We start from the raw sequence: 22,451 nt of genomic DNA, 5'->3' as shown, positions 1-22,451 counted from the left end.
TGCGCCGCTCTGAAGGTCACCTCCTGAAGGTCACCTCCTGTGGGTGCGCCGCTCTGAAGGTCACCTCCTGAAGGCCATTGTCCTGACTTTGACCCACAGGAGGTGACCTTCAGACGTGTCTGGGGGTCAGGCGGGATCGACGCGGCCGCGGCTCCCGTCCACCCTGACCCGCTGCCCGTCCCGCAGCACGGAGGTGCCGTCGCCGGTCGCCATGACCGCCGGCACCCCGTATTCCCGCGCGACGATCGCCGCATGGGACCCCAGGCCGCCGGTGTCCACGACCACCGCGGCGGCCCGGGCGAACAGCGGCGTCCACGACGGGTTCGTGTTGGGGCACACCAGCACCTCCCCCGCCCGCAGCGACGCGAAGCCCTCGGGCCCGGACACGACCCGCACCGGCCCCTCCGCGACGCCGCCGCTCGCGGGCGTCCCGGTGAGCAGTGCGCCGCCGCCGTCCGCGCCGGTGCGGGCGCGGGCGAACAGTCCCGGGTCGAGCATCGGGACGCCCGCGTACTCTCGCCTGAGCCGCGCCCTGCGGGCGGCGAGGCCGCGCACCCGGGCGGCCTCGCCGTCGTCCATCACCACCGGGTCGGCGAGGGCGGCCAGCTCGTCGAAGCGGAGGTCGAACACGTCCTCGGGGGCAGCCAGCGCGCCGACCTCCGCGAGGCGGCGGCCCAGCTCGAGGAACGTGTGGCGCAGCGGCGGCAGCACCCGGCAGGCCTGGAAGTGCGTGTCCTCGCGGAACGCGAGCCCGCGGCGGCAGGCCGCGACCACCGCGCGGGCAGCCGCCGCCGCGCGCCGCGGGCGCAGGAGCGGGTGCGCGAGGAGCTCTGCGAGGGCCTCGGCGGACCGGTCCGGCCGTGGGCCGCCGGGCGGTGCCGCAGCGAGGGACATCAGGATGGCGGCGACCGGGGTGGGATCGTCGCGCCACGTGGGCGCGGTCGCCAGGAGCACGCTGACGGACTCGCGGTGCCCATACTCGGTCAGGAACGCCTCCAGCTCCGCCGCGAAGCCCGCGAACTCGGGGCGCTCCCGCACGCTGCGCAGGAACCCGGCCGGGTCGAGCGCGGCCGCCGCGCTGGCCAGCTCGGGATCGGTGCGGACGACGCCGGCAAGCACCTCGAGCGCGTCGTTGCCGTCCCGCGTTCGGGTCCGCTCGCCCGCCACGAGCGGCGACGCGAGCCGGCCGAGCCCGACCGCGGCGAGCAGGAGCCGCAGCGGGGCGAAGGGGACGAACGCCGAGGGCAGGTACTGCACCCGGATCCTGGCAACCGGCTCGAGCGCGGCGTTGCAGCGGTCCACCCGCCGCACGAGGTCCGGCCAGGGCAGCGCAGCGGGGTCCTCGGCCTCGAGGGCGGCGATGGCGGCATCGAACTCGGCCATCAGCGGGTCGGCGGTCCACCGGCGCACGTCGTAGCGGCGCATCCGCCGGGCCACGGACAGCGGTGCCCCGACCATGAGCAGGCTCGGCCTGGGCCGCGGCGGGACGAGCTGGAGGGGAACGCCGTCGCGCTCGTGGATCACCTGGTCGAGGGGCGGGAAGCGGACCCCGACGCTGCCGGCCATGAGGTGCAGCATCGGCAGCACGCCGCGGGCGAGCCACCCCGTGACGTCCAAGGGGTGCGGGCGGACCGCGAACATCTCGAGGAAGAACGGCCCCACCGTGCGCTGGATCCGGCCGAGTTCCGGCGGCGCCGGCGGAAGGGCCGTCATGGGGCGGGCCTGGACGAGGCTGATGCGTCCGTCCGCGAGCGCCCACTCGATGTCCTGCGGCGCCTCCTCCCCCGCCAGTCCGCTGAAATGCCGTTCGGCCCGGACCGCGAGCGCGGCCAGCTGCGACGCGGCGGTGTCGGAGAGGACGCGGGGCGCGCCCTCGGATCGCGGTACCACGGAGCGGACGGCGCCGTCGCGCCCGAGGACGAGCCGCTCGGGCGTGACCTCGCCCGAGACGACGGCCTCCCCGAGCCCCGGAGCCGCGTCGACGACCAGCTCGTCGCGGCGGCCCGTGAGCGGGTTGGCCGTGAACAGCACCCCCGCCGCCTCCGCGGGGACCATCCGCTGGATCACGACGGCGATCGCGACCTCGTGCGGGTCGATCCCCTGGCGCCTCCGGTAGTCGACCGCACGGTCGGTCCAGAGGGAGGCCCAGCAGCGGCGCACGGCGTCGAGCACGGCATCGGTGCCGAGGATGTCCAAGAAGGTGTCCTGCTGCCCGGCGAACGCGGCGCCGGGCAGGTCCTCGGCGGTCGCACTGGACCGGACCGCCACGCGCATCCCGTCGGGGCCGAGGTCCGCCAGGGCCGCGGCGATCTCGTGCCGCGCCGCGGGGGCCAGGGGCGTGCTGGTCAGGAGGTCCCTTGCGCGGGCGGGGTCTTCCGCGGCCGCCTCGGGGTCGAGTCCGGCGGCTGCGGCGTGGGCGCGGTACGCCGCCGTCGTCACGACGAAGCCGGGCGGGACCGGGAGCCCGGCGGCCATCAGCTCCCCGAGGTTCGCGCCCTTGCCGCCCACGGCGGGCAGGTCGCCCGCACCCACTGCGGCGAGCGGGAGGACACGAGGTGGGGTGGCGCCGTCGTCCATCACCCCACGCTACCGCCGCCCGCCTCGAATCTGGAGGTCACCTCCTGGAAGTCACATCGGGTGACCTCCAGGAGGTGACCTTCAGAAGGTGCCCCCAGAAAAGGGTGGGAGGGCCGCCCCGTGTGCGGCGGGGCAGCCCTCCCGGAAGACCGGCGCCGTCTAAACCGCCGGGGTCATGGCCGTCTCAGGCGAGACGGGACTTGAGGGACTCGAGCTCGGCCGTGATGCTCTTCGGCAGCGAGCCGCCGAACCGCTCGAACCACTCGGTGAGGCCGGGAAGCTCGTTGAGCCACTCCTCGCGGTCGAAGCGGACCGCCTCCTCGACCTCGGCCTCGGTCATGTCGAGGCCCGTCAGGTCCAGGCTCGACGGCGTGGGCACGTGGCCGATCGGGGTCTCGACAGCGTCCGCGGTGCCCTCGATGCGCTCGATGGCCCACTTGAGGACACGGCTGTTGTCGCCGAACCCGGGCCACGCGAAGCCGCCGTCCCTCGTGCGGCGGAACCAGTTCACGAGGAAGATCTTGGGCAGCTTCTCGGGGTTGGCCTTCGCGGAGACCCGCACCCAGTGGGCGAGGTAGTCGCCCGCGTCGTAGCCGATGAAGGGCAGCATCGCCATCGGGTCGCGGCGCACGACGCCGACGGCGCCCGCGGCGGCCGCCGTGGTCTCCGAGGAGAGCGTGGCGCCGTAGAAGATGCCCTGGGCCCAGCTGCGGGACTGCGTTACGAGCGGGACGGTCGTCTTGCGGCGGCCGCCGAACAGGATCGCGTTGACCTCGACGCCGTCCGGGGCGAAGTACTCCTGGGCCAGCATGTCGATCTGGTCGATCGGGGTGCAGAACCGGGAGTTCGGGTGCGCGGCCGGCCGGTCGGCGTCCGGGGTCCAGTCGTTGCCCTGCCAGTCCGTGAGGTGGCGGGGCACCTCCTCGGTCATGCCCTCCCACCACACGCCGCCGTCGTCGGTGAGGGCCACGTTGGTGAAGATGCTGTTGCCCTTGGCGATGGCGCGCATCGCGTTCGGGTTGGTGCCCCAGCCGGTGCCGGGGGCGACGCCGAACAGGCCCGCCTCGGGGTTGACCGCGCGGAGCTCGCCCTCCTTGCCGAAGCGCATCCACGTGATGTCGTCGCCGAGCGTCTCGACCTTCCAGCCCTCGATCGTCGGATCGAGGAGCGCGAGGTTGGTCTTGCCGCACGCCGACGGGAACGCGGCGGCGACGTTGTAGACCTTGTTCTCGGGGCTCGTGAGCTTGAGGATGAGCATGTGCTCGGCGAGCCAACCCTCGTCGCGCGCCATGACCGAGGCGATGCGCAGGGCGTAGCACTTCTTGCCGAGGAGGGCGTTGCCGCCGTACCCCGAGCCGTAGGACCAGATGGAGCGCTCCTCCGGGAAGTGCACGATCCACTTCTCGGGGTTGCACGGCCACGGCACGTCCTCCTGGCCCTCCTCGAGCGGGGCGCCGACGGAGTGGAGCGCGGGCACGAAGAACGCCCGGGTCTGCTCGATCTTCTTCAGCACGTCGGTGCCGATGCGCGCCATGATGCGCATCGAGGCCACGACGTAGGCGGAGTCGGTGATCTCGACGCCGAACTTGGGATCCTCGGCGTCGAGGTGGCCCATGACGAACGGGATCACGTACATGGTGCGGCCGCGCATGGAGCCCTCGAAGAGGCCCGTGAGCTTCTCCTTCATGGCGTCCGGGTCCATCCAGTTGTTGGTGAAGCCGGCGTCGCGCTCGTTGCGCGAGCAGATGAAGGTCTGCTCCTCGACGCGGGCCACGTCCGCGGGGTCGGAGAAGGCCGCGAAGGAGTTGGGGAACAGCTCGGGGTTCAGGCGTGTGAGGGTTCCAGCGGCGACGAGCTCGTCGGTCAGCTGCCGGTACTCCGCCTCGGAGCCGTCGACCCAGTGGATGTGGTCGGGCCTCGTCAGTTCGGCGATGTCCTCGACCCAGGAGAGCAGGGGCTCGTACGTGGTGGGGGCTTCCGCGAGCAGCGGCAGACGAGTTTCGCCCATGTCGGTCTCCTTCGGTGGGGTCGGCGTGTCCTTCCCATGCTAGGGAAGGTGGTCTGTACCACCCGGGGCGAAAGTCCCTGATTTGAGAGCGCGGATGCCGAAATTGCCGTGTTTCCGGGGTCGAAGAGCGACATCTATCCCATTTAAGTGATCAAGGTCACGTAGACCGGTCTAGAATTTGTGGCGCTGTGTGGCGGTGGTGACCGCCACACTGGGGCAATTTGGAGTTGGCACGCTGTTCGCGTACAGTTATTCGAGGCCGAACCGGGTGGGAACAAACCGAACGGCATGCAAGCGCCCATAGCTCAGCTGGATAGAGCGTCTGTCTACGGAACAGAAGGCCGGGGGTTCGAATCCCTCTGGGCGCACCATCTGAAGGACCCGGTCACCGCGACCGGGTCCTTCTTGCGTTTCGGGTACACATCTCGTCGCCCTTTTCCCGTTTCGGGTACGCATCTCGCCGCCCTTTTCCCGTTTCGGGTACGCATCTCGCCGCCCTTTTCCCGTTTCGGGTACGCATCTCGCCGCCCTGGCCAGGGCTCGACACCCGCTGCCCGCGGGGTGCTCGGCGAGCCGGCCGCGGATCGCGTCGAAGTGCCGGTTCAAGCAGCTCCGACGCTGTGGCCTCGTTCCGGTTCCCCCGGGCCGGCTTCTGGAAGTCACCTTATGCGGGTCACCGCCCGCCTCCCGTCTGAAGGTCACCTCCTGAGTGTCAATGTCTGGACAATGACGCCCAGGACCTGACCTATAGAAGGTGACCCTCAGGACCTGACCTTCAGGACCTGACCTTCAGAAGGTGACCTTCAGGAGCTGACCCTCAGAACGTGACCTTCAGGAGCTGACCTTCAGACGGGGGGGCGAGGGGGGCGGCGGAGGGGGTGGCCGCGGCGGGGCGGTCCCGTAGCATGCTGGGGTGGACACCGAGTACGACGTCATTGTGATCGGCGGCGGCGCGGCCGGCGAGAACGCCGCGGACCGCGCCGTCAAGGGGGGCCTCACGGCGGCCATCGTGGAGCGCAGCCTCCTCGGCGGCGCCTGCTCCTACTGGGCCTGCGAGCCGTCCAAGGCGCTCCTGCGTCCCGGCACCGCCCTGAGCGCGGCCCGCCGCGTCCCGGGCGCCCGCGAGGCGGTCACGGGCGGCCTCGACGTCCGGGCGGTGCTCGCACACCGCGACGAGGCCTCGAGCAACTGGGACGACTCCTCGCAGGTGGAATGGGCCGAGGGCGCGGGCATCGCCCTCATCCGCGGCACCGCCCGCCTCACGGGTGCCAAGCGGCTGTGGGTGACCGGCGACGACGGCGACCACTTCGCGCTCACGGCGCGCCACGCCGTCGTGCTCGCGACCGGTTCGGTGCCCTCCCTCCCGAAGATCCCCGGGCTGGCCGGCATCCACCCCTGGACCACCCCGGATGCGACGAGCGCGCAGGAGGTCCCCGAGAGCCTCGCGGTGATCGGCGCGGGCGTGGCGGGCGCCGAGCTCGCGCAGGCCTTCGCGCGGCTCGGCTCGAAGGTCACAGTCCTGGCCCGCGGCACGTTCCTGAGCGCGTTCCCCGAGGACGCGCGCCGGCTCGTGGCCGAGGGGCTGCGCGCCGACGGCGTGGAGATCCTCGAGGGCGTCAGCCCCGAGCGTGCCGACCTGACGGACGACGGCGCCGCCCGCCTCACGCTCCCGGGTGGCCGCGAGCTCGTGGCCGAGCGGGTCCTCGTTGCCGCTGGGCGCCGGGCCGCGCTGGACGGACTCGGGCTGCCCGCGTTCGGGATCGAGCCGCCGTCGCTCAAGGTCGACGAGTCCGGCCGCGTCCAGGGGCTCTCCTGGCTGTACGCGGTGGGCGACTGCTCCGGCGGCCCCAAGCTCACCCACCAGGGCAAGTACCAGGCCCGCATCACGGGCGACGCGATCGTGGCCCGCGCCCGGGGCGAGCTCGGCGGCGCCGCCCCGGCCCCGTGGAGCCGCTGGGCCCGTACCGCGGACGTCCTCGCGGTGCCGCACGTGGTGTTCACCGATCCGGAGGTCGCCTCGGTCGGCCTGACTGAGGAGGACGCCTGGGAGGCGGGCATCCGCGTGCGCCCCGTGGAGCTGCCCATCTCGGTGGCCGGCGCATGGCAGCACGCCGAGGACTACGAGGGCTGGGCCCAATTCCTCGTCGACGAGGACACGCGCACGCTCGTGGGCGCGTGCTTCGCCGGCCCGGACGTGGCCGAGCTCCTGCACGCGGCCACCATCGCCATCGCCGGCGAGGTCCCGCTCGAGCGGCTCTGGCACGCCACCCCCGCCTTCCCGACGGTCAGCGAGGTCTGGCTGCGGTTCCTCGAGGCCTACGGCCTCTGACCCTGGGCCCCACAGGGCCCCAGGGTGCCTTCCGCCGGAGCGGGAGGGCGGCAGTCAGAACTGGCTGTGGGCCGCGGTGGCGGGGTCTCCGCCGATGCGCTCGCCCGTCTCGAGGGCGGTGATCGCCTCGACCTCGGCGGGGCTGAGCGCCAGCGCGGCGGCGGCGAGGTTCTCGGCCATCCGCTCCCGCGTTGCGGTCTTCGGGATCACGATCGTGCCCTGGGCGAGGTGCCACGCGAGCACCGCCTGCGCCGGGGTGGCCCCGTGCGCGGCCGCCGCGTCCCGCACCGCGTCCGCGTCGAGGTCCGCCCCCTGGCCCAGCGGGCTGTAGGCCTCGACGGCGATGCCCTTGGCGCGGCACAGGTCCGCGAGCGCACGCTGCTGGAAGGTGGGGTGGAGCTCGATCTGGTTCAGCGTCGGCGTCACGGTGGCGGTCGCGAGGAGCGTGTCGAGGTGGTCCGGGAGGAAGTTCGAGACGCCGATCGCCCGCACATGCCCCTCGGCGTAGGCCTCCTCGAGCTGGCCCCACGCCGCGGTGTACAGCCCCTGCGACGGGACCGGCCAGTGGATCAGATAGAGGTCCAGGTAGTCGAGCCCGAGGGCCGAGCGGCTGTCGTCGAAGGCCTCGCGGGCCCTGCCCTGGTCCCCGTTGCGCAGCTTCGTGGTGATGAACAGCTCCTCGCGCGGGATCCCCGCGGCCGCGATGGCTGCGCCGACCCCGGCCTCGTTGCGGTAGGCGGCGGCGGTGTCGATGTGCCGGTACCCGGCCTCGAGCGCCTCCTCGACCACGCGCTGGGTCTCGTCCGGAGGGACCTGGAAGACGCCGAAGCCGAGCTGCGGGATCTCGACGCCGTTGTTCAGCGCCACGGTGGGAACGGAGCTCTGCTGTGCGGGGGACATGGGGTCTCCTCCTTCTCTGGGTGGGTGGTGGGGCTGGCGCTCGCTGCTACGGGGTCCACGCCCCCGGCTCGACAGCCCAGGCAAGCCGGTGGAGCGCTGTGGCAAGCCGGGCCCGGACGGCGGCCGTCCGGCGGGTGATGCCCCCGCGGTCGTCCACGACCGGCGAGTCCGGCAGGGCGCTGAGGGCCGTGTGGTGGCGGAGGGGGATGACGAGGGCATAGGCGATCGACGCCGAGTGGTCCATGGTCCTTCTTCTGGCGAGAGCTGGGAGGCGTCGGCCCGCCCGCGCGGGGCCGGCCTCCGCCCCCGTGCGGTACCCCTTCACGCTAGGCGGCCCGGCGCGGCCTTGTCATCGCGTGACCCGTGCCCTGCGCTTCCTAGGAGTGGCAGGCCTACCCTCAGCCGGGAATAGCCGTGGAACCGGGGCGGCCTCCCGGCCAGAATGGACCCCATGGGTCAGAGTGCGGAATTCGGTCGGTTCCTCAGGGCAATGCGTGGGCGGCTCTCGCCCGAGGAGGCAGGGCTCCCGACGGCGGGCGCGCGGCGCGTGCCCGGCCTGCGCCGGGAGGAGATCGCGCTCATGGCGGGAGTCAGCACCGACTACTACACCCGGCTCGAGCAGGGGCGCAACATCCACCCCTCCCGCTCGGTCCTGGACGCGGTGGCACGCGCCCTGCGCCTCGACGAGGGCGAGCGGGCGCACATGATCGACCTGCTCGAGCACTGCGCCCTCTCCCAGCGGACCCCGGTCCCGCAGGAGACCGTGCGCCCCGCGCTCCGGCAGCTCCTGGCCTCCGTGGGGACCGTGCCGGCGCTCGTGCTGGGGCGCCGCACGGATGTCCTCGCCGGAAACCGGCTGGCCTTCCTGCTCCTGGCCGACTTCGCCGCCATGCCGGTGGGCGAACGCAACCTCACCCGCTGGATGATCCTGGACCCCGCGGCACGCGAGCTCTTCACGGACTGGCACGCGGTCGCGGCCGAGGCGGCGGGCGCCCTGCGGGTGGACATCGGCCGGCACCCCAACGACCCCCAGGCCAACCAGCTCGTCGGCGACCTCGCCGTGCACAGCGAGGAGTTCCGGCAGTGGTGGGCGGGCCACCGGGTCGTCACCACGCACGCGGGGACGCTCCGCCTGCGCCATCCGGTGGTGGGCGACCTCGAGCTGTCCTTCGAGGACCTCGCCCCGCGGCACGATCCTGACCAGACCCTGCGGGTCTTCACCGCCGCCCCGGGGTCGGCCTCCGCAGACTCCCTCGCGCTGCTGGGCAGCTTCGGCGCGGACAGCTTCACCGACAAGGCGCCCGACGGCGCCGACCGCCCCGCTGCTCCCCGGCGCCCCTGACGCCCCTCCCTACTCCGCGGGCCAGAACGACCGGCGCCGCAGGCTGCGGCGCTGCGGCACCCGACCGCGCCCGCCCGGCTTTGTACTGACCGGTCAGTTTTCCTATAATCGGTAGCATGCTTTCAGTTAGTGCCCTGCGAGTCGCCGGTCGGCACGGCGACCTCGTGCCCCCCACCTCCTTCGACGCCGCCCCCGGGGAGCTCACCCTCGTCCGCGGCGACGGCCAGGAGCACCGCACAGCCCTTGCCCTGGCCGCCACGGGCCGCTGCGCCCCGAGCGGCGGTATGGCCCGATGGGGCGCCCCGCGCGGAAGCGCGCGCAAGGACCTCAGGGCGCTGCGCCGCGCGAGCGCAATCGTCGACGCCCCCGCGATCAACGAGGCCGAGCTCCATGTGCGGGTGCGCGACCTCGTCGCCGAGGACCTCGCCCTCCTCCCCCGCCGCCATCGCGGCCCCCTCCGGCCCGAGGCGTGGCTCACCGTCAACGCCTTCGCTGACGTCGCGGGCGAGTGGGCCCAGAACCTCCCGGCCGCGCGCCGCACGGAGCTCCTCACGGCGCTCGCGCTTGCCAACCCCGAGACCGGCCTCCTCGTGCTCGACTCCCCCGACCGCCACGCGGACCAGGCGTCGGCGTGGCTGCCGTTCCTCGCCGCGACCGCGGCCCGCGGGGGGCGGCCACTCGCCGTCGTCGCCGTCGTCGCAGACATCCCCGAGGGCTGGGACGGCCCGAGGGCGGAGATCGGCAACGCCGCCGAGCACTGCCCGGAAGCGCATCCCGACGCCGAGTCCGGACCCGCAGCGCCCGGCGGAGCGGCAGTCCCCGCGGGTGCGCCGGCCCGGACGGAGGTGCCGGCATGACCGTCCTCCGCCTCGCACGCTCGGAGCTGAAGCGCATGACCTACGGGCTGCTGCCGAAGCTCACGATCCTCGCGCTCACCGTGGTCCCGCTCCTGTACGGTGCCGTGTACCTGTACGCGAACTGGGACCCCTACAAGAACCTGGACCGGATCCCGGCCGCGCTCGTCGTCGAGGACCAGGGCGCGCAGCTGCCCGACGGCTCACGCCTCGACGCCGGCGGCAAGGTCGCCGAGGGCCTCGTGGACGGGCACCTCTTCGACTGGCACCGCGTCACCAGCACCGCGGAGGCCGACGAGGACGTCCGGACAGGCACCTACTCGTTCTCCCTGACCCTGCCGGCCGACTTCTCCAGGAACCTCGCCTCCCCGGCAAGCTTCGACGCGGCGCACCAGGCCATGCTCAAGGTCACGACCAACGACGCGAACAACTACCTGCTCTCAACGATCGTGGACAAGGTCACGACCGCGGTCCACGACTCCGTGGCCAAGCAGGTCGGGACGGACACGGCGGCGCGGCTCCTCTCGGGCTACGGCACCATCCACGCCCAGCTCGCCTCCGCCTCGGACGGCGCGGACAGGCTCGCCGCCGGGCTGGACACGCTCAAGGGCGGCTCGGCCCAGCTCGCCGACGGGGCCTCCCAGCTGCACGCCGGGGCGGACCAGCTCGTGGCCGGCCAGGAGCGCCTCACCAGCGGCGCCGCCCAGCTGCGCGATGGGTCCGCCCAGCTGGCCTCCGGCCTCGACACGCTGCGGGCCAAGAGCGCCACGCTGCCCGCAGACACCCGGCGCCTGGCCGACGGCGCCGCGCAGGTCGCCGCAGGCAACGCCGCCCTCAACAGCAAGGTCCAGGCCGCGGCCAGCGCCGCAGACGCCGCCAGCGCGGCCCTTCCGGACCGCGCCCGCCAGACCGCCCAGGCCCTCGTGGCCTCCGGCGTGCTCACCCAGGCCCAGGCAGACAGGGTCGTCTCCGACCTCGCCGCCCAGGCCTCGGCGCCGGCCGCCGACGCCGCGAAGCAGCTGCACACCGCCGCCGGGCAGGTCCAGCAGCTCGCGGCCGGCTCCCAGCAGGTTTCGGACGGCGCCGCCCAGCTAGCCTCGGGCATGCCGGCCCTCACCGGGGCGATCGGGCAGGCGGACGACGGCGCCCGCTCGCTGTCCGCGGGGGCCGCGCAGCTCGCGTCCGGCCAGCAGGCGGCGCTGGACGGGGCCCGCACCCTCGATGCCGGAGCCGCGAAGCTCGACACCGGCGCGGCCCAGCTGAGCGACGGCGCCGCCCGGGCCGACGCAGGCTCGCACGACCTCGCCCGGGGGCTCGCGGCCGGAGCGGGGAAGGTCCCCAACCCGTCCCAGCAGCAGACCCAGCAGCTCGCGAACGTGATGGGCGATCCCGTGGCGGTCGACCATGCGGCGCAGACCAAGGCCGCCTCCTACGGCGCGGGCCTCGCCCCGTTCTTCCTCTCCCTGGCGATGTGGGTGGGCATCTTCATGCTGACCCAGGCCATGCGTCCGTTCACGCTGCGCGCCCTGGCCTCGAACGCCCCGGCGTGGAAGGTCGCGCTGGGCGGCTGGCTGCCGTTTGCCGTGGTCTCGGCCGCACAGGCCACGCTCCTGACCGGGGTCGTGGACTTCGCCCTCGGCCTGGACCCCGCGCACCCGCTGCTCATGTGGCTGTTCCTCCTGCTCGGGGGCATCGCCTTCAGCGCCCTGATCCAGGGCATCATTGCGCTGCTGGGCACGAGCGGGAAGTTCGTGGTGCTGATCCTGCTCATCCTGCAGCTCGTCTCCTCGGGCGGGACCTTCCCCTGGCAGGTGACGCCCACGGCGTTCCAGGTAGCGCACCAGATCCTTCCGATGGGCTATATGGTGACGGGCATGCGCCACCTCATCTACGGCGGGGACATGTCCGGAATCCTGCCGATCGTGCTGGGCCTGATCGGCTACACGCTGCTGGGCGGGGTGCTCAACCTCCTCGGCACCCGCAAGAACATGACGTGGCGGCTCAAGACGCTCCAGCCGGAGATCACGGTATGAGCCGGGCGACGCCCCGGACGCGCGGGACCCGGCAGCGCCTCTTCGACGCCGCGATCGAGCTGATCGGCCAGCGCGGGGCCGAGGCCGTGACGGTCGACGAGATCGCGGCGGCCGCGGGGGTCGCCAAGGGCACCGTCTACTACAACTTCGGCAGCAAGAACGAGCTCGTGGCCCAGCTCCTCGAGTACGGCATGGGGATCCTTCTGGAGGCCCTGCGGGGCCCCGCGGCGGAGGCCGGACCGGGCGCGGACGTGCTCGCCGAGGTCCGGGGCATGGTGGGCCGGGCGCTGGGGTTCATCGAGGGCTACCCGGCCTTCGTGCGGCTGTGGATGGGCGAGCAGTGGCGCGCCGGCGGCACGTGGCAGCCGGTGCTGGCGGGGATGCGTGCCGCGGTGCTGGCCGAGATCCGCGCGGCCCTGGAACGGGTGGCCGGGAAGGTCCCGCCGGTTCCGGGCCACGATCTCGGGACCGTGGCCACGGCCCTCTTCGGGGCTGCGTTCATGGTGGGCGTGGACCGGGTCTCCGCCGTCCCCGCGAAGCCGGCCGGGCCCGCCGTCGAGGCCGTGGTGGCGGTCGCCGCGGGCGCCTTCGGCCTCCGGGAGCCTGCCGACGACACGATGTCACACCAGTAACATCAGCCACACCGGGAGCGGCGCGGACTGCTGTCACACTTGAGGCATGGCCAGCCGTTTCCGCCCCCTGCGCACGAGCGCCCGGGCGACGCTCTGGGCCGCTGGCGCGGCCGTCCTCCTGTGCGTCATCGCGGCCCTCACACTGGACGGCAGCGCGGCCTCCCTCGCGCTCGCGGGCCTCGGCGCCTTCGTGGCCTGCGCGCTGTACGCCGTGCTGGGGATGTCGCGCTACCTCGTCGCCGGGCTGGCGGTGGTGAGCTCGTCGCTGGCCATCGGCTCGGCGCTGGCGTTCCTGCGGCTGCTCGGCCTCGCCTGGGACCAGGACCCGAACACGGTCACGACCGTCTCGAGCCGCGACGCCGACCCGTTCTTCTTCGGCGCCCTCGTCGCTGCCGGGGTCACGCTCGCGGTGCTGCTGGGAGGAGCCGTCTGGCCCGAGTCGCGCAGGCCTTCCGTGCGGCGACGCCCGGCCGCCGGTGCGGGCGCCCGGCGCCCGGGCCGCGCGCCGTCGTCCGCCACCAGGATGGTCCCCCAGGGGCCGGCGCGCCCCGCGCCCCGCGCCCGCGCCACCGCGGCGCGGGCCCCTCAGCGGCCTGCTGCGCCGCGCACGCCGTCGCCGACGCGGAGCCGGATCAGCCCTTCTTCTTCGAACGCGGCACGGCGAAGCTGACCAGCCGGGCGTCCTGGCCGTCGAGCTCGGCCCACGGGGTCTCGGTCTCGAAGACGGCCAGCCCCGTGGTCGGGAAGTGGCTCGCGGCGTCCATGTAGGCGTCCTGGTCCGAGTCGCGGGAGGCGAGCCGCAGCGCGAGGTCCTGGACGCCCGGCATGTGGGAGACGATCAGCAGGGCCCGGACGGTCTCCGGGACGTGGTTGACGACGGCGAGCATTCGCGCCGCGCTCGCCGCATACAGGCCGGACTCGAGCTTCGGAGTCGGCGCCCTGTCCCCGAGCCCCTCGCAGACCCACGTGGTGGTCTGGCGCGTACGCAGTGCCGTGGAGCAGAGGATGAAGTCGGGGATGATGTGGTGCTTCACGAGCCACTTCCCCGCCTCCGGGGCGTCCGCGTGCCCGCGCTCGGCGAGTGGCCGGTCCGCATCGGGGACCCCCTCGGGCCAGGCGGCCTTCGCGTGGCGGAGGACGATGAGGCGCTTGAGGTGGTGCTTGCTCACCCCACTAGCCTACGGCCGGGCCGCCGGGGCCGGCCGCAGGACCGGAGGGGAGCCGCGCTAGATCGAGTACTCAGGCGCGGCCCAGACGATGACCTCGGGGTGCTCGTAGAAGCGGTAGCCCTGGCCCCGCACGGTGCGCACGGTGTTCGCGAGCCGGCCGAGCTTGGAGCGCAGGCGGCGGATGTGGACGTCGATGGTGCGCTCGTTCGGCACTTCCTCCGCGTTCTTCCACAGGCTCTCGAGGAGTTCGTCCCGGCTCACGGTGCGGGTGCCGTTCTCGACGAGGTAGTTCAGGAGCTCGAACTCCTTGAAGGTGAGGTTGAGCGTCTCGCCGTCGAGGTGCACCTCGCGCCGGGCGAGGTCGATGAGCACGCCGGCCGGGCGCGGCTCGGACGCGGCCGGCCGCGGCTCGGGGCGCTGCTGCCGCACGGACACCGTCGGGTCGCCGAAGGTGGAGCGCACGACGTCGAGCGGAGACCCCGGCGCGCTGGCGGGGGCCACGGCAACCGCGGCATAGCTCTCGACGCCCTCCACGAGCGACTGGGCATAGGCGCGGATCTCCTGGGCGATCCGGGCGATCGAGGTTCCCGCCGCGGCGGCCTGCTGCTCGGAGAGTCCCACATAGAGCACGAAGCCGTGGGCGACGTTGTCCGCGGCGACCGCGCGGACCGGCTCGGCGCCCGGCTGGATGACCGGGGTCGGGGCCGTCATGGGCGAGACGTCCTGGACGCCAGCCAGCGGCGAGGTGCGGGCCGCCGCGGCCGCGGCGCCGTGCTGGTACGCCTCGGCGGGGCTGCCGAAGTGGGCATTGAAGGGCTGCCGGTGGCCCGGCTTCTGCGCCTTCTGGGCATTGCGGACAGAGATGTGGACGTAGCCGGATGCAACAGACATGGATGAACCTCGTGAGACTGCTAGCCGTGATGGCTTTCGAATGCGGAGCAGATGCGCCCGCCTGGCGGTGGATGCCCGACGCTGGGCGGCGAAAAGACTGGGGCTGAATGCTGGGGTGGTGCAGTTAGCTCGACATTCGACAGCAGCGTGCGGATCGACCGGAGGGTGTCCCGGCGAGGCGGCTGTCTGCGGCTGCAGGTGCTGCTGAGTCTTTGTTCACAGTGAGAGTGTGTCCCGTAACAATGGCTACAGGCAAGTAACAATGTCGTTTTCGTCTCACTATGCGAGACGAACCCCCCTTCGTGTGTCACGAATCACGATTCGGCGCGGGGGCGATGTGAACAGATATTTTCAGAGTTTCGAGAAGCGAACGCCTCCTTGTCGAACAATATTCGGTTGTCCAGACCTTTTGGTCGGTCCACATCTCTTGGCGGTCGATCTCACAGCGTGGACGTGACTCGACACCGGAGGGCGCCGCACCTTTGTGGGACTGGACATGGACTGACCTCATGGTCTACTTGCACGCGCACGCATGCCCAGGCCCGCCCAAATGAATCTGCTGTTACCCAAATGTGACAATCAGGGGCCGGTTCCCCTACAGTGGTCTGGTGCCCGCCCTACGGCTGGCATCCCTCAGGCCTTGTCCGCCGAGCTCTGCCGACGGCCTGGGGGGAGGTAGAAGGCAGAGACGGAGGACCCACTCAGCGGCCGCGCCCAGTTCTACGGGCATTCTTGACGGCCTCGGGGTGAAGCCCTTGCCACTGGCAGGGCCGGATGACTCTCATCCGAACCCGACAGCTAACTTCGCAGGCGCAAACGAGAGGCCCTTACGCTTGTGAGCAAGACCCCAGACCGCGCTTCCGCGCGCCCTCATGGCCGGCGCCGAGCCGTCACCACCAACCGTTCCGCCCTGGCCCGCGCTGCGAGGAAGGGAACTGACCGCTTCGGCAACCGGAGCGCCGTCGTCGCCCTGTCCCTCGGCCTCCTCGCCGTGGCCGGCGGTGGGGCGGCGGCCACCGCGAACTCCGCGGACCTCGCCCGCACCGCCTCGGTGACGGCCCCCTCGGCCTCCGCCGCGGCGCCGAGCCCGAGTTCCGACAACGCCCTCGCCCAGGCGAGCAGCGATGCGCGCACGGCGACGGACAAGGCTGCTGCTGACAAGGCGGCCGCCGACAAGGCTGCTGCGGCCAAGGCCGCCGCGGACAAGGCAGCTGCTGACAAGACGGCATCGGACAAGGCCGCCGCCGACAAGGCGGCTGCTGACAAGGCGGCCGCCGACAAGGCCGCCGCTGACCAGGCGGCCGCGGCCGCTGCGAAGGCCGCCGCAGCGGCGCAGCCGGTGAACGACCCGGCGGCCGCCCAGGCCTACGCCGCGAGCCGGCTCGCGGCGTTCGGCTGGGGCCAGGACCAGATGAGCGCCCTGATCACGCTGTGGAACAAGGAGTCGGACTGGTCCACCACGGCCACCAACGCGAGCTCCGGCGCCTACGGGATCGTGCAGGCCCTCCCCGGCAGCAAGATGGCTTCCGTGGGCGCGGACTGGCAGACCAACTACAAGACCCAGATCGACTGGGGCCTTGACTACATCAAGAAGAGCTACGGCTCCCCCGCGAACGCGCTCGCGTTCCACCTCGCCCACAACTGGTACTGAGGGCTGCCGTCCGGCACAGCGCCGGACGCTGCCGCAGCGCACGACGGCGCCGCCCGCCTCACGTTCGAGGCGAGCGGCGCCGTCGTGGTCTCCAGCGGGCGGTACCGCTAGTTCGAGGTGCCGGAGCCGGTTCCCGTACCGAGGATCATGACCGTCTTCGCCGCCAGGCCGTCCTTGAGTGCCACGACGTTCACGGTGTCGCCCTGGGCGAGGGTGGCCGTGGTCGAGGACCCGCTTCCGGACGCGCCCTGGCCGCGCGTCCCGCGGGCGGCGACCTGGGTCGAGGACGAGAGCGTGTAGGTCTGCTGGAAGCCGTCGCTGCTCTTGACCGTCACGGACTGCCCGGAGGCGGTGGTCACGGTGCCGGTCTGCTCGACCATCGTGACATTCGCGTTGTCCTGCACGACGACGAACTCGCCGTGCAGCATCTGGCCGAGCATGCCGATGCCCACCCCGCCAGCGCCGCCGATCCCGCGCGTGCCGCCCTGGAAGCCCTGGGCGTTCCGCCCGCCCTGGGTCCCCGTGCCGCCCTGCTGGCCGCTGCCGCCCTGCGAGCCCGTACCGCCCTGCGGCCCGAATCCGCCCTGGCCGGCGGCCCCGCCGAAGCCGTTCGCCGCGCTGCCGGCCGTGGACGGGCTGGAGGAGTTTGCGGCCCACACGGCCGCGCCCGCACCACCGGCGATCACGACCGCCGCCGCGGCGGCCGCGACGCCCTTCTGCGTCGACGTCAGGGCGCGCCACCGGGCGCCCGCGGAGTGCGGGTCCTTCCGCGGGGCGGCACCCCAGCCGGGAGCGGACTGGGCGTAGAGCTGCTCCGGCGGGGCGCCCCAGCCGCCAGCCGGCTGGCCCTGCTGGGCCGCACCCTGCTGCGGTGCGCCCTGCTGGGGTGTGCCCCACCCGGGGTACTGCTGCGTCTGCTGCGGCGCGCCCCAGCCCGGGTACTGCTGGGTGGGCTCCTGCGGTGCGCCCCAGCCGGGGGCGGGCTGAGCGCCGGGCTGCCGGGCGCCGTCGTGCCCGCCGTACTCGCCGTCGTGCCCGCCGTACTCGCCGTCGTGCTCGCCGTACGGCGGGGCGACCGTCTCCTGCGGGACGGTGGGCTCCGCGGGGTGGTACTCGTCGGATCGGGGTGCGTCGTTGTGGGCCATGGTGTCCTCCTGGAACGTGGGGCTGTCTGATCTCAGAGTTGGCCCGGATGCTGTGTCGGGGCTGTGCCGGCCTCCTGCGGCTACTGTGACCGGACTAGGCTTGCGTGCACAGGGCGTTCACAGCCCGCGCTCAGGCTCGGGCAATCCGTCACAGGGAGGCTGGAACCATGGCAAGCCCCTTCTCCACCAACAACCTGCCGGCGCTGACCCACCCCGACGGCACGCCCATCCGTGCGCTCGTAGTGGACGACGAGCCGAGCCTCTCCGAGCTGATGAGCATGGGCCTGCGTATGGCGGGCTGGAGTGTCCAGGTGGCCTCCGACGGGCCCTCGGCCGTCAAGGCCGCCCGGGAGTTCAGGCCCGATGTCCTCGTGCTCGACGTCATGATGCCCGGGTTCGACGGCGTCGAGGCGCTCACGCGCATCCGCCAGTTCATGCCCGAGGTGCCCGCGCTGTTCCTCACCGCCAAGGACGCCGTCGAGGACCGCATCACGGGCCTCGCGGCGGGCGGGGACGACTACGTCACCAAGCCGTTCAGCATGGAGGAGGTCATGCTCCGCCTGCACCGGCTCGTCCAGCGCTCGGGCGTGGCCGCCCAGGACGATGCCGAGCTCGTCGTGGGCGACCTCGTGCTCAACACGGACACCCGCGAGGTGACCCGCGGGGGCGACGAGATCCAGCTCACCGCGACCCAGTTCGAGCTCCTGCGCTACCTCATGGAGAATCCCAAGCGCGTGGTCAGCAAGGCCCAGATCCTCGACCGCGTCTGGCAGTACGACTTCGGCGGCCAGGCGAACATCGTGGAGCTCTACATCTCCTACCTGCGCAAGAAGATCGACGTGGACCGCGCCCCCATGATCCACACCGTCCGCGGCGCGGGGTACGTCATCAAGCCAGCAGAGGCATGACCATGAGCAAGCTCTCGGGCGCGGAGCCGCGTTCGGGGCGCAGCTGGCTCCATCCCGACACCTGGCACCTGCGGACCAAGCTCGTGCTGGTGGTGATGCTCCTGCTCGTGGGCATCTGCACCGTGGTCGGGACCCTCCTGTACGCGACCATGGACCGGGTGCTCACCCAGCAGCTCGACGGGCAGCTGGCGCAGGCGAGCCACCGCGCCGTGGAGTTCGGCGCTGCCTCCAGCGGCCTGCGCCGCGATCCGCTGGACGCCCCCGGCCAGGGCGCCGGCACCCTCAGCGCCCGGATCAGCAACGGGGTCCTCGTCACGAGCGGCCTGCGCACGGCCGACGGCAAGATCGTCTCCATCACGCAGTCCGACGCCGACGCGCTCGCCTCGCTCCCCGTCGTCGACCAGGGGCCCGGGGGTCCCCCCGGCGGCGGGGCGACGAACGCCGTCGACCGGCGCCTCAGCGCCGGATCGTTCCGGCTGGTCGCCGTCCAGGTGGCCAGCGGCGACGTCGTGGTGACCGGGCTTCCCCTGACCTCGATGCAGGCGACGCTCGGCTCGCTCGTGCTCACCACCGTGACCGTGTCCCTCGGCGGCCTCGTGCTCGTCGGGCTGCTCGGCACGGTGATCATCCGGCGCACCATGAAGCCGCTGGACGAGCTCTCCCGCGTGGCCGGACAGGTGGCGCAGCTGCCGCTCGAGGCCGGTGAGGTGGCCCTCGCGGTGCGCGTTCCCGACTCGGCCGCGAATCCCGGGACGGAGGTCGGCCAGGTCGGCAGCGCGCTCAACCGGATGCTGGACAACGTCGCCGGCGCCCTCGAGGCGCGTCAGGCCTCGGAGATGAAGGTGCGCCAGTTCGTGGCCGACGCCTCGCACGAGCTGCGCACCCCCCTCACCGCGATCCGCGGCTACACGGACATGCTGCGCCTGACGGAGCCGCTCACGGAGCAGGGCGCCGAGTCGCTCGGGCGCGTCGAGTCGCAGTCACTGCGGATGTCCCGCCTCGTGGAGGACCTGCTGACGCTGGCCCGGCTCGACGAGGGCCAGCCGCTCAAGCGGGGGCCGGTGGACCTCACCCAGCTGCTCGTGGAGACGGTCACGGACCAGAAGGTCATCGCGCCGGACCACGTGTGGCGCCTCGATCTGCCGGAGGAACCCGTCGAGATCACGGCCGACGGCGCCAAGCTCCACCAGGTGCTCGTGAACCTGCTGAGCAACGCGCGCAAGCACACGCCCCCCGGGACCACCGTCACCGCCGCGGCGGGCCGGTCCGCCACCGGGGAGGCCGTGCTGACCGTGACCGACGACGGCCCGGGGATCCCGCCCGACCTGCAGGAGACCGTGTTCTCCCGGTTCACCCGAGCGGACAAGGCGCGCACCTCCGCGGGCGAGGGCTCCACGGGGCTCGGGCTCTCGATCGTCGACGCGATCGTCAAGGCCCACGGCGGGTCGATCGACGTCACTTCGAGGCCCGGGCGGACGGAGTTCGCCGTATACCTCCCCGCTGCGTAGCCCCCAGGCCCCGTCGCGTCCGCCCGGGATCCTCCGGCGCGGGCTCGGACTCCTGGGTGCTGCGCCAGGTGGCCATGAACGTCCCCGCGAGCACGAGCACCGCACCGGCGCCGATCAGCGGCGTGAGCGGATCACCGGTGAGTGCGACCCCGAGCGCGAGGGCGACGACCGGGTTGACGTAGGCGATCGCCGTGGCCCGCGCGGGGCCGGCGTCCGCGATCAGGCGGAAGAACAGCAGGAAGGCGAGCGCCGTGCACAGCAGGCCGAGCAGCACGAGGGACCCGGTGGCGAGGCCCGACGGCGGCTGGGCCGGCCAGGAGAGCACCGCGAAGGGCGAGGCGATGAGCGCGGCGATGCTCAGGCACGCCGCGGTCATCGGCAGCGCGGGCACGTCGCGGAGCTTCGTGGCGGCGATCTGCGGCGCGATCGCGTAGCCGACGGCCACGAGCATCATCTCGACCACCGGCCACGGGCCCGAGGCCTGCATGCCGCCGCCGCCGAGCGCTGCCACTCCCCCGACCGCGACCACCAGGCCCACGATCCGCAGCCGGCCGATCCGCTTCTCGAGCCCGATCAGCCGCGCGACGACGAGCGCCAGCACGGGCGCGAACGCGATGAGGAGCCCGGCGAGGGAGCTCGTGATGAACCGTTCGGCATCGCTGAGCAGGAACCACGGCCCCACCATCTCCAGGAGGGCGAAGGCGAGCACGGGCCAGCGGTGCTCCCACACGGTGCGCATCCCGTGGCGGGCGAACGGCAGGAGGACGACGGCGCCGATCGCCGTCCGCGAGAACACGACGACGGCGGGGCTCACCTCGTGCACGGCCTCGCGGATGAGCAGGTACGGCACGCCCCAGATCAGGCTCATGGCCGCGAAGAGGATCCAGGCCCGGCGGCTCATCGGCGAGGGTCCTGGACGGCGGTGGAAGGGGTCACGGTCAGACTCTAGGCCCGGGCACCGACATCCCCAACGATTCGGGCAGGGCCGAATCCTCCCCGAGGCGACCCCGCCGGAGCGCGAGGTCGCCCGCCGGAGCGCGAGGTCGCCCCGGGACCCGTGAAACCGCCTCACAGCAGGACCACAGGATCCCGCTAAGACGATCAAAAGATAGCCCGCGACAGTCATTGCATGACGCTCACCGACCCCAGCATCACGGACGCAGCCGCCGGAGCCCCGGCCCCCGGCTCCGGCGAGCCGACCGCGCAGGCGGCCGGCGGCGTCGTCCATCCCCTCCCCGTCCTGCGGCCCGGCACCGCCGTCGACGCGGCCGCGCTCGACGCCGCGGGCATCCCCGTCCTCGACGTCACGGTCCCCGTGTACAACGAGGAGAAGGACCTCGAGGAGTGCGTCCGCCGCCTCCACTCCCACCTCGCGCGCACGTTCGAGCACGGATTCCGGATCACGGTGGCAGACAACGCCTCGACCGACTCGACGCTCCGCGTGGCCGAGCGGCTCGCCCGCGAGCTGCCCGAGGTCCGCGCGGTCCACCTCGAGCAGAAGGGCCGCGGCAACGCGCTGCGCCGGGTGTGGCTCGCCTCGGATGCGCCTGTGCTGGCGTACATGGACGTGGACCTCTCCACCGACCTCGCCGCGCTCGGCCCGCTCGTGGCCCCGCTCCTGTCCGGCCACTCGGACCTCGCGATCGGCACGCGGCTGGCGCGGACCTCGCGGGTGATCCGCGGCCCCAAGCGTGAGTTCGTCTCACGCTCCTACAACTTCCTGCTGCACTCGCTCATGGGCGCCGGGTTCTCCGACGCGCAGTGCGGGTTCAAGGCCATCCGCTCGGACGTGGCCCAGCAGCTCCTGCCGCACACCCTCGACACCGCATGGTTCTTCGACACCGAGCTGCTGGTCTTGGCCGAGCGCTGCGGCCTGCGCTGCCACGAGGTCCCGGTGGACTGGACGGACGATCCCAACTCCAAGGTGGATGTGGTCCGGACGGCCCTCGACGACCTCCGCGGCATGTACCGGCTCACCACCGACATGGCCCGCGGCCGCATCCCCCTCGCCGAGCTGCGCGGCGCCCTCGCCCGCGGCCCCCTTCCCGCCGGCGAGCGCACTGCGGAGGCCGGGCGTCGGCAGAGCCTGTTCGGCCAGCTGGCCCGGTTCGCGGCCATCGGGATCGCCTCCACCCTCGCCTACGCCGCGCTGTTCGTCCTGGGCCGGGAGTTCATGGACGCGCAGGCCTCGAACTTCGCAGCCCTGCTCATCACCGCCGTGGCGAACACGGCCGCGAACCGCCGCTTCACGTTCGGTGTGCTCGGCGCGGAGCGGCTCGGGCGGCACCACTTCGAGGGACTCATCGTCTTCGGCCTCGGCTGGGCCCTCACCGCCGGGGCGCTCGCCTGGATGCACACGGTCGCCGATCCTGCGACGTGGCTCGAGCTCGGCGTCCTCATCGTCGCCAACCTCGCCGCGACCGCCGTCAAGTTCCTCCTCTTCCGCCACTGGGTGTTCCGCCGCCGCACGTGACCCGCGGGAGGTGACCTTCAGGAGCTGACTC

Annotated in this window: 18 protein-coding genes, 1 tRNA gene and 1 riboswitch; of the genes, 11 read left to right on the top strand and 8 right to left on the bottom strand. The window is 72.8% G+C overall.

The genetic code is table 11. The features are described 5' to 3' along the window. Window positions 1–126: 126 nt before the first annotated feature. Both ACVWWH_RS15475 and ACVWWH_RS15470 read right to left on the bottom strand, forming a co-directional pair. Window positions 127–2,577, bottom strand: coding sequence for a PEP/pyruvate-binding domain-containing protein (locus ACVWWH_RS15475; protein WP_457317161.1), 2,451 nt, complete (start codon window positions 2,575–2,577; stop codon window positions 127–129). 184 nt (window positions 2,578–2,761) lie between these two features. Further along, window positions 2,762–4,585 carry a phosphoenolpyruvate carboxykinase (GTP) gene (locus ACVWWH_RS15470; RefSeq protein WP_457317160.1) on the bottom strand — a complete coding sequence of 608 codons (1,824 nt, stop codon included), beginning with the start codon at window positions 4,583–4,585 and terminating at the stop codon, window positions 2,762–2,764. Window positions 4,586–4,879: 294 nt separating this feature from the next. On the opposite strand from ACVWWH_RS15470, the gene ACVWWH_RS15465 reads away from it, so the two are divergent. Then, window positions 4,880–4,956: transfer RNA gene (locus ACVWWH_RS15465), tRNA-Arg, on the top strand. A 542-nt stretch (window positions 4,957–5,498) separates the two neighbouring features. Next, complete coding sequence (locus ACVWWH_RS15460) at window positions 5,499–6,914, top strand: dihydrolipoyl dehydrogenase family protein (RefSeq protein WP_457317159.1); 1,416 nt, start codon at window positions 5,499–5,501, stop codon at window positions 6,912–6,914. A gap of 54 nt (window positions 6,915–6,968) precedes the next feature. Here the strand turns inward: ACVWWH_RS15460 and ACVWWH_RS15455 are convergent, their stop codons facing one another. Together ACVWWH_RS15455 and ACVWWH_RS15450 are read right to left on the bottom strand one after the other, a co-directional pair. After that, window positions 6,969–7,814, bottom strand: a complete 846-nt coding sequence (locus ACVWWH_RS15455) for an aldo/keto reductase (RefSeq protein WP_457317158.1) — start codon at window positions 7,812–7,814, stop codon at window positions 6,969–6,971. Window positions 7,815–7,860: 46 nt separating this feature from the next. Further along, window positions 7,861–8,058 (bottom strand): hypothetical protein, encoded by a 198-nt coding sequence (locus tag ACVWWH_RS15450; RefSeq protein WP_066495158.1) that lies wholly within the window; start codon window positions 8,056–8,058, stop codon window positions 7,861–7,863. A 207-nt stretch (window positions 8,059–8,265) separates the two neighbouring features. On the opposite strand from ACVWWH_RS15450, the gene ACVWWH_RS15445 reads away from it, so the two are divergent. From ACVWWH_RS15445 to ACVWWH_RS15425, 5 genes are all read left to right on the top strand, one after another. Continuing rightward, a complete protein-coding gene (locus ACVWWH_RS15445; protein ID WP_457317157.1) occupies window positions 8,266–9,156 on the top strand; it encodes a helix-turn-helix transcriptional regulator in 891 nt (296 codons plus the stop codon). 116 nt (window positions 9,157–9,272) lie between these two features. After that, entirely contained in the window at window positions 9,273–10,013 is a 741-nt protein-coding gene (locus ACVWWH_RS15440; protein ID WP_457317156.1) for an ABC transporter ATP-binding protein, read from the top strand. Then, window positions 10,010–12,043, top strand: a complete 2,034-nt coding sequence (locus tag ACVWWH_RS15435; protein WP_457317155.1) for a YhgE/Pip domain-containing protein — start codon at window positions 10,010–10,012, stop codon at window positions 12,041–12,043. The genes ACVWWH_RS15440 and ACVWWH_RS15435 overlap by 4 nt, the downstream gene beginning before the upstream one ends. Continuing rightward, the gene (locus tag ACVWWH_RS15430; RefSeq protein ID WP_457317154.1) at window positions 12,040–12,675 is read left to right on the top strand and encodes a TetR/AcrR family transcriptional regulator; all 636 of its coding nucleotides are present in this window, start codon (window positions 12,040–12,042) and stop codon (window positions 12,673–12,675) included. Before ACVWWH_RS15435 ends, ACVWWH_RS15430 begins: the two co-directional genes overlap by 4 nt. Before the next feature lie 46 nt (window positions 12,676–12,721). Further along, entirely contained in the window at window positions 12,722–13,345 is a 624-nt protein-coding gene (locus tag ACVWWH_RS15425; RefSeq protein ID WP_457317153.1) for a hypothetical protein, read from the top strand. On the opposite strand, the gene ACVWWH_RS15420 is transcribed toward ACVWWH_RS15425, so the two are convergent. Then, window positions 13,308–13,844 carry a SixA phosphatase family protein gene (locus ACVWWH_RS15420; RefSeq protein ID WP_457317152.1) on the bottom strand — a complete coding sequence of 179 codons (537 nt, stop codon included), beginning with the start codon at window positions 13,842–13,844 and terminating at the stop codon, window positions 13,308–13,310. The two genes, ACVWWH_RS15425 and ACVWWH_RS15420, sit on opposite strands and share 38 nt — an antisense overlap. 57 nt (window positions 13,845–13,901) lie before the next feature. Then, entirely contained in the window at window positions 13,902–14,735 is an 834-nt protein-coding gene (locus tag ACVWWH_RS15415) for a winged helix-turn-helix domain-containing protein (protein ID WP_066495145.1), read from the bottom strand. Window positions 14,736–15,370: 635 nt separating this feature from the next. After that, a riboswitch (cyclic di-AMP (ydaO/yuaA leader) is annotated at window positions 15,371–15,563 on the top strand. A 7-nt stretch (window positions 15,564–15,570) separates the two neighbouring features. Between ACVWWH_RS15415 and ACVWWH_RS15410 the strand changes: the two genes are divergently transcribed. Continuing rightward, the gene (locus ACVWWH_RS15410; RefSeq protein WP_066495143.1) at window positions 15,571–16,386 is read left to right on the top strand and encodes an aggregation-promoting factor C-terminal-like domain-containing protein; all 816 of its coding nucleotides are present in this window, start codon (window positions 15,571–15,573) and stop codon (window positions 16,384–16,386) included. A 107-nt stretch (window positions 16,387–16,493) separates the two neighbouring features. On the opposite strand, the gene ACVWWH_RS15405 is transcribed toward ACVWWH_RS15410, so the two are convergent. Then, entirely contained in the window at window positions 16,494–17,531 is a 1,038-nt protein-coding gene (locus ACVWWH_RS15405) for a hypothetical protein (protein WP_457317151.1), read from the bottom strand. 167 nt (window positions 17,532–17,698) lie between these two features. On the opposite strand from ACVWWH_RS15405, the gene ACVWWH_RS15400 reads away from it, so the two are divergent. Next, window positions 17,699–18,439 carry a response regulator transcription factor gene (locus ACVWWH_RS15400; RefSeq protein ID WP_457317150.1) on the top strand — a complete coding sequence of 247 codons (741 nt, stop codon included), beginning with the start codon at window positions 17,699–17,701 and terminating at the stop codon, window positions 18,437–18,439. A 2-nt stretch (window positions 18,440–18,441) separates the two neighbouring features. Beyond that, window positions 18,442–19,947, top strand: coding sequence for a HAMP domain-containing sensor histidine kinase (locus ACVWWH_RS15395; RefSeq protein ID WP_457317149.1), 1,506 nt, complete (start codon window positions 18,442–18,444; stop codon window positions 19,945–19,947). Here ACVWWH_RS15395 and ACVWWH_RS15390 read toward each other — a convergent pair. After that, a complete protein-coding gene (locus tag ACVWWH_RS15390) occupies window positions 19,895–20,848 on the bottom strand; it encodes a DMT family transporter (RefSeq protein WP_457317148.1) in 954 nt (317 codons plus the stop codon). The two genes, ACVWWH_RS15395 and ACVWWH_RS15390, sit on opposite strands and share 53 nt — an antisense overlap. 228 nt (window positions 20,849–21,076) lie before the next feature. On the opposite strand from ACVWWH_RS15390, the gene ACVWWH_RS15385 reads away from it, so the two are divergent. Continuing rightward, window positions 21,077–22,420 carry a bifunctional glycosyltransferase family 2/GtrA family protein gene (locus ACVWWH_RS15385; RefSeq protein ID WP_084249257.1) on the top strand — a complete coding sequence of 448 codons (1,344 nt, stop codon included), beginning with the start codon at window positions 21,077–21,079 and terminating at the stop codon, window positions 22,418–22,420. Window positions 22,421–22,451: the final 31 nt, after the last annotated feature.

This window comes from Sinomonas sp. RB5, assembly GCF_054063535.1.
This window is presented reverse-complemented; position numbering and strand designations above follow the sequence as displayed.

Coding starts and splice junctions, on each gene's coding strand:
- ACVWWH_RS15430 (WP_457317154.1), top strand. CDS start 12,040: ATGAGCCGGGCGACGCCCCGGACGCGCGGGACCCGGCAGCGCCTCTTC.
- ACVWWH_RS15385 (WP_084249257.1), top strand. CDS start 21,077: ATGACGCTCACCGACCCCAGCATCACGGACGCAGCCGCCGGAGCCCCG.
- ACVWWH_RS15425 (WP_457317153.1), top strand. CDS start 12,722: ATGGCCAGCCGTTTCCGCCCCCTGCGCACGAGCGCCCGGGCGACGCTC.
- ACVWWH_RS15445 (WP_457317157.1), top strand. CDS start 8,266: ATGGGTCAGAGTGCGGAATTCGGTCGGTTCCTCAGGGCAATGCGTGGG.
- ACVWWH_RS15475 (WP_457317161.1), bottom strand. CDS start 2,577: ATGGACGACGGCGCCACCCCACCTCGTGTCCTCCCGCTCGCCGCAGTG.
- ACVWWH_RS15405 (WP_457317151.1), bottom strand. CDS start 17,531: ATGGCCCACAACGACGCACCCCGATCCGACGAGTACCACCCCGCGGAG.
- ACVWWH_RS15400 (WP_457317150.1), top strand. CDS start 17,699: ATGGCAAGCCCCTTCTCCACCAACAACCTGCCGGCGCTGACCCACCCC.
- ACVWWH_RS15435 (WP_457317155.1), top strand. CDS start 10,010: ATGACCGTCCTCCGCCTCGCACGCTCGGAGCTGAAGCGCATGACCTAC.
- ACVWWH_RS15450 (WP_066495158.1), bottom strand. CDS start 8,058: ATGGACCACTCGGCGTCGATCGCCTATGCCCTCGTCATCCCCCTCCGC.
- ACVWWH_RS15415 (WP_066495145.1), bottom strand. CDS start 14,735: ATGTCTGTTGCATCCGGCTACGTCCACATCTCTGTCCGCAATGCCCAG.
- ACVWWH_RS15395 (WP_457317149.1), top strand. CDS start 18,442: ATGAGCAAGCTCTCGGGCGCGGAGCCGCGTTCGGGGCGCAGCTGGCTC.
- ACVWWH_RS15455 (WP_457317158.1), bottom strand. CDS start 7,814: ATGTCCCCCGCACAGCAGAGCTCCGTTCCCACCGTGGCGCTGAACAAC.
- ACVWWH_RS15390 (WP_457317148.1), bottom strand. CDS start 20,848: ATGAGCCGCCGGGCCTGGATCCTCTTCGCGGCCATGAGCCTGATCTGG.
- ACVWWH_RS15440 (WP_457317156.1), top strand. CDS start 9,273: ATGCTTTCAGTTAGTGCCCTGCGAGTCGCCGGTCGGCACGGCGACCTC.
- ACVWWH_RS15470 (WP_457317160.1), bottom strand. CDS start 4,585: ATGGGCGAAACTCGTCTGCCGCTGCTCGCGGAAGCCCCCACCACGTAC.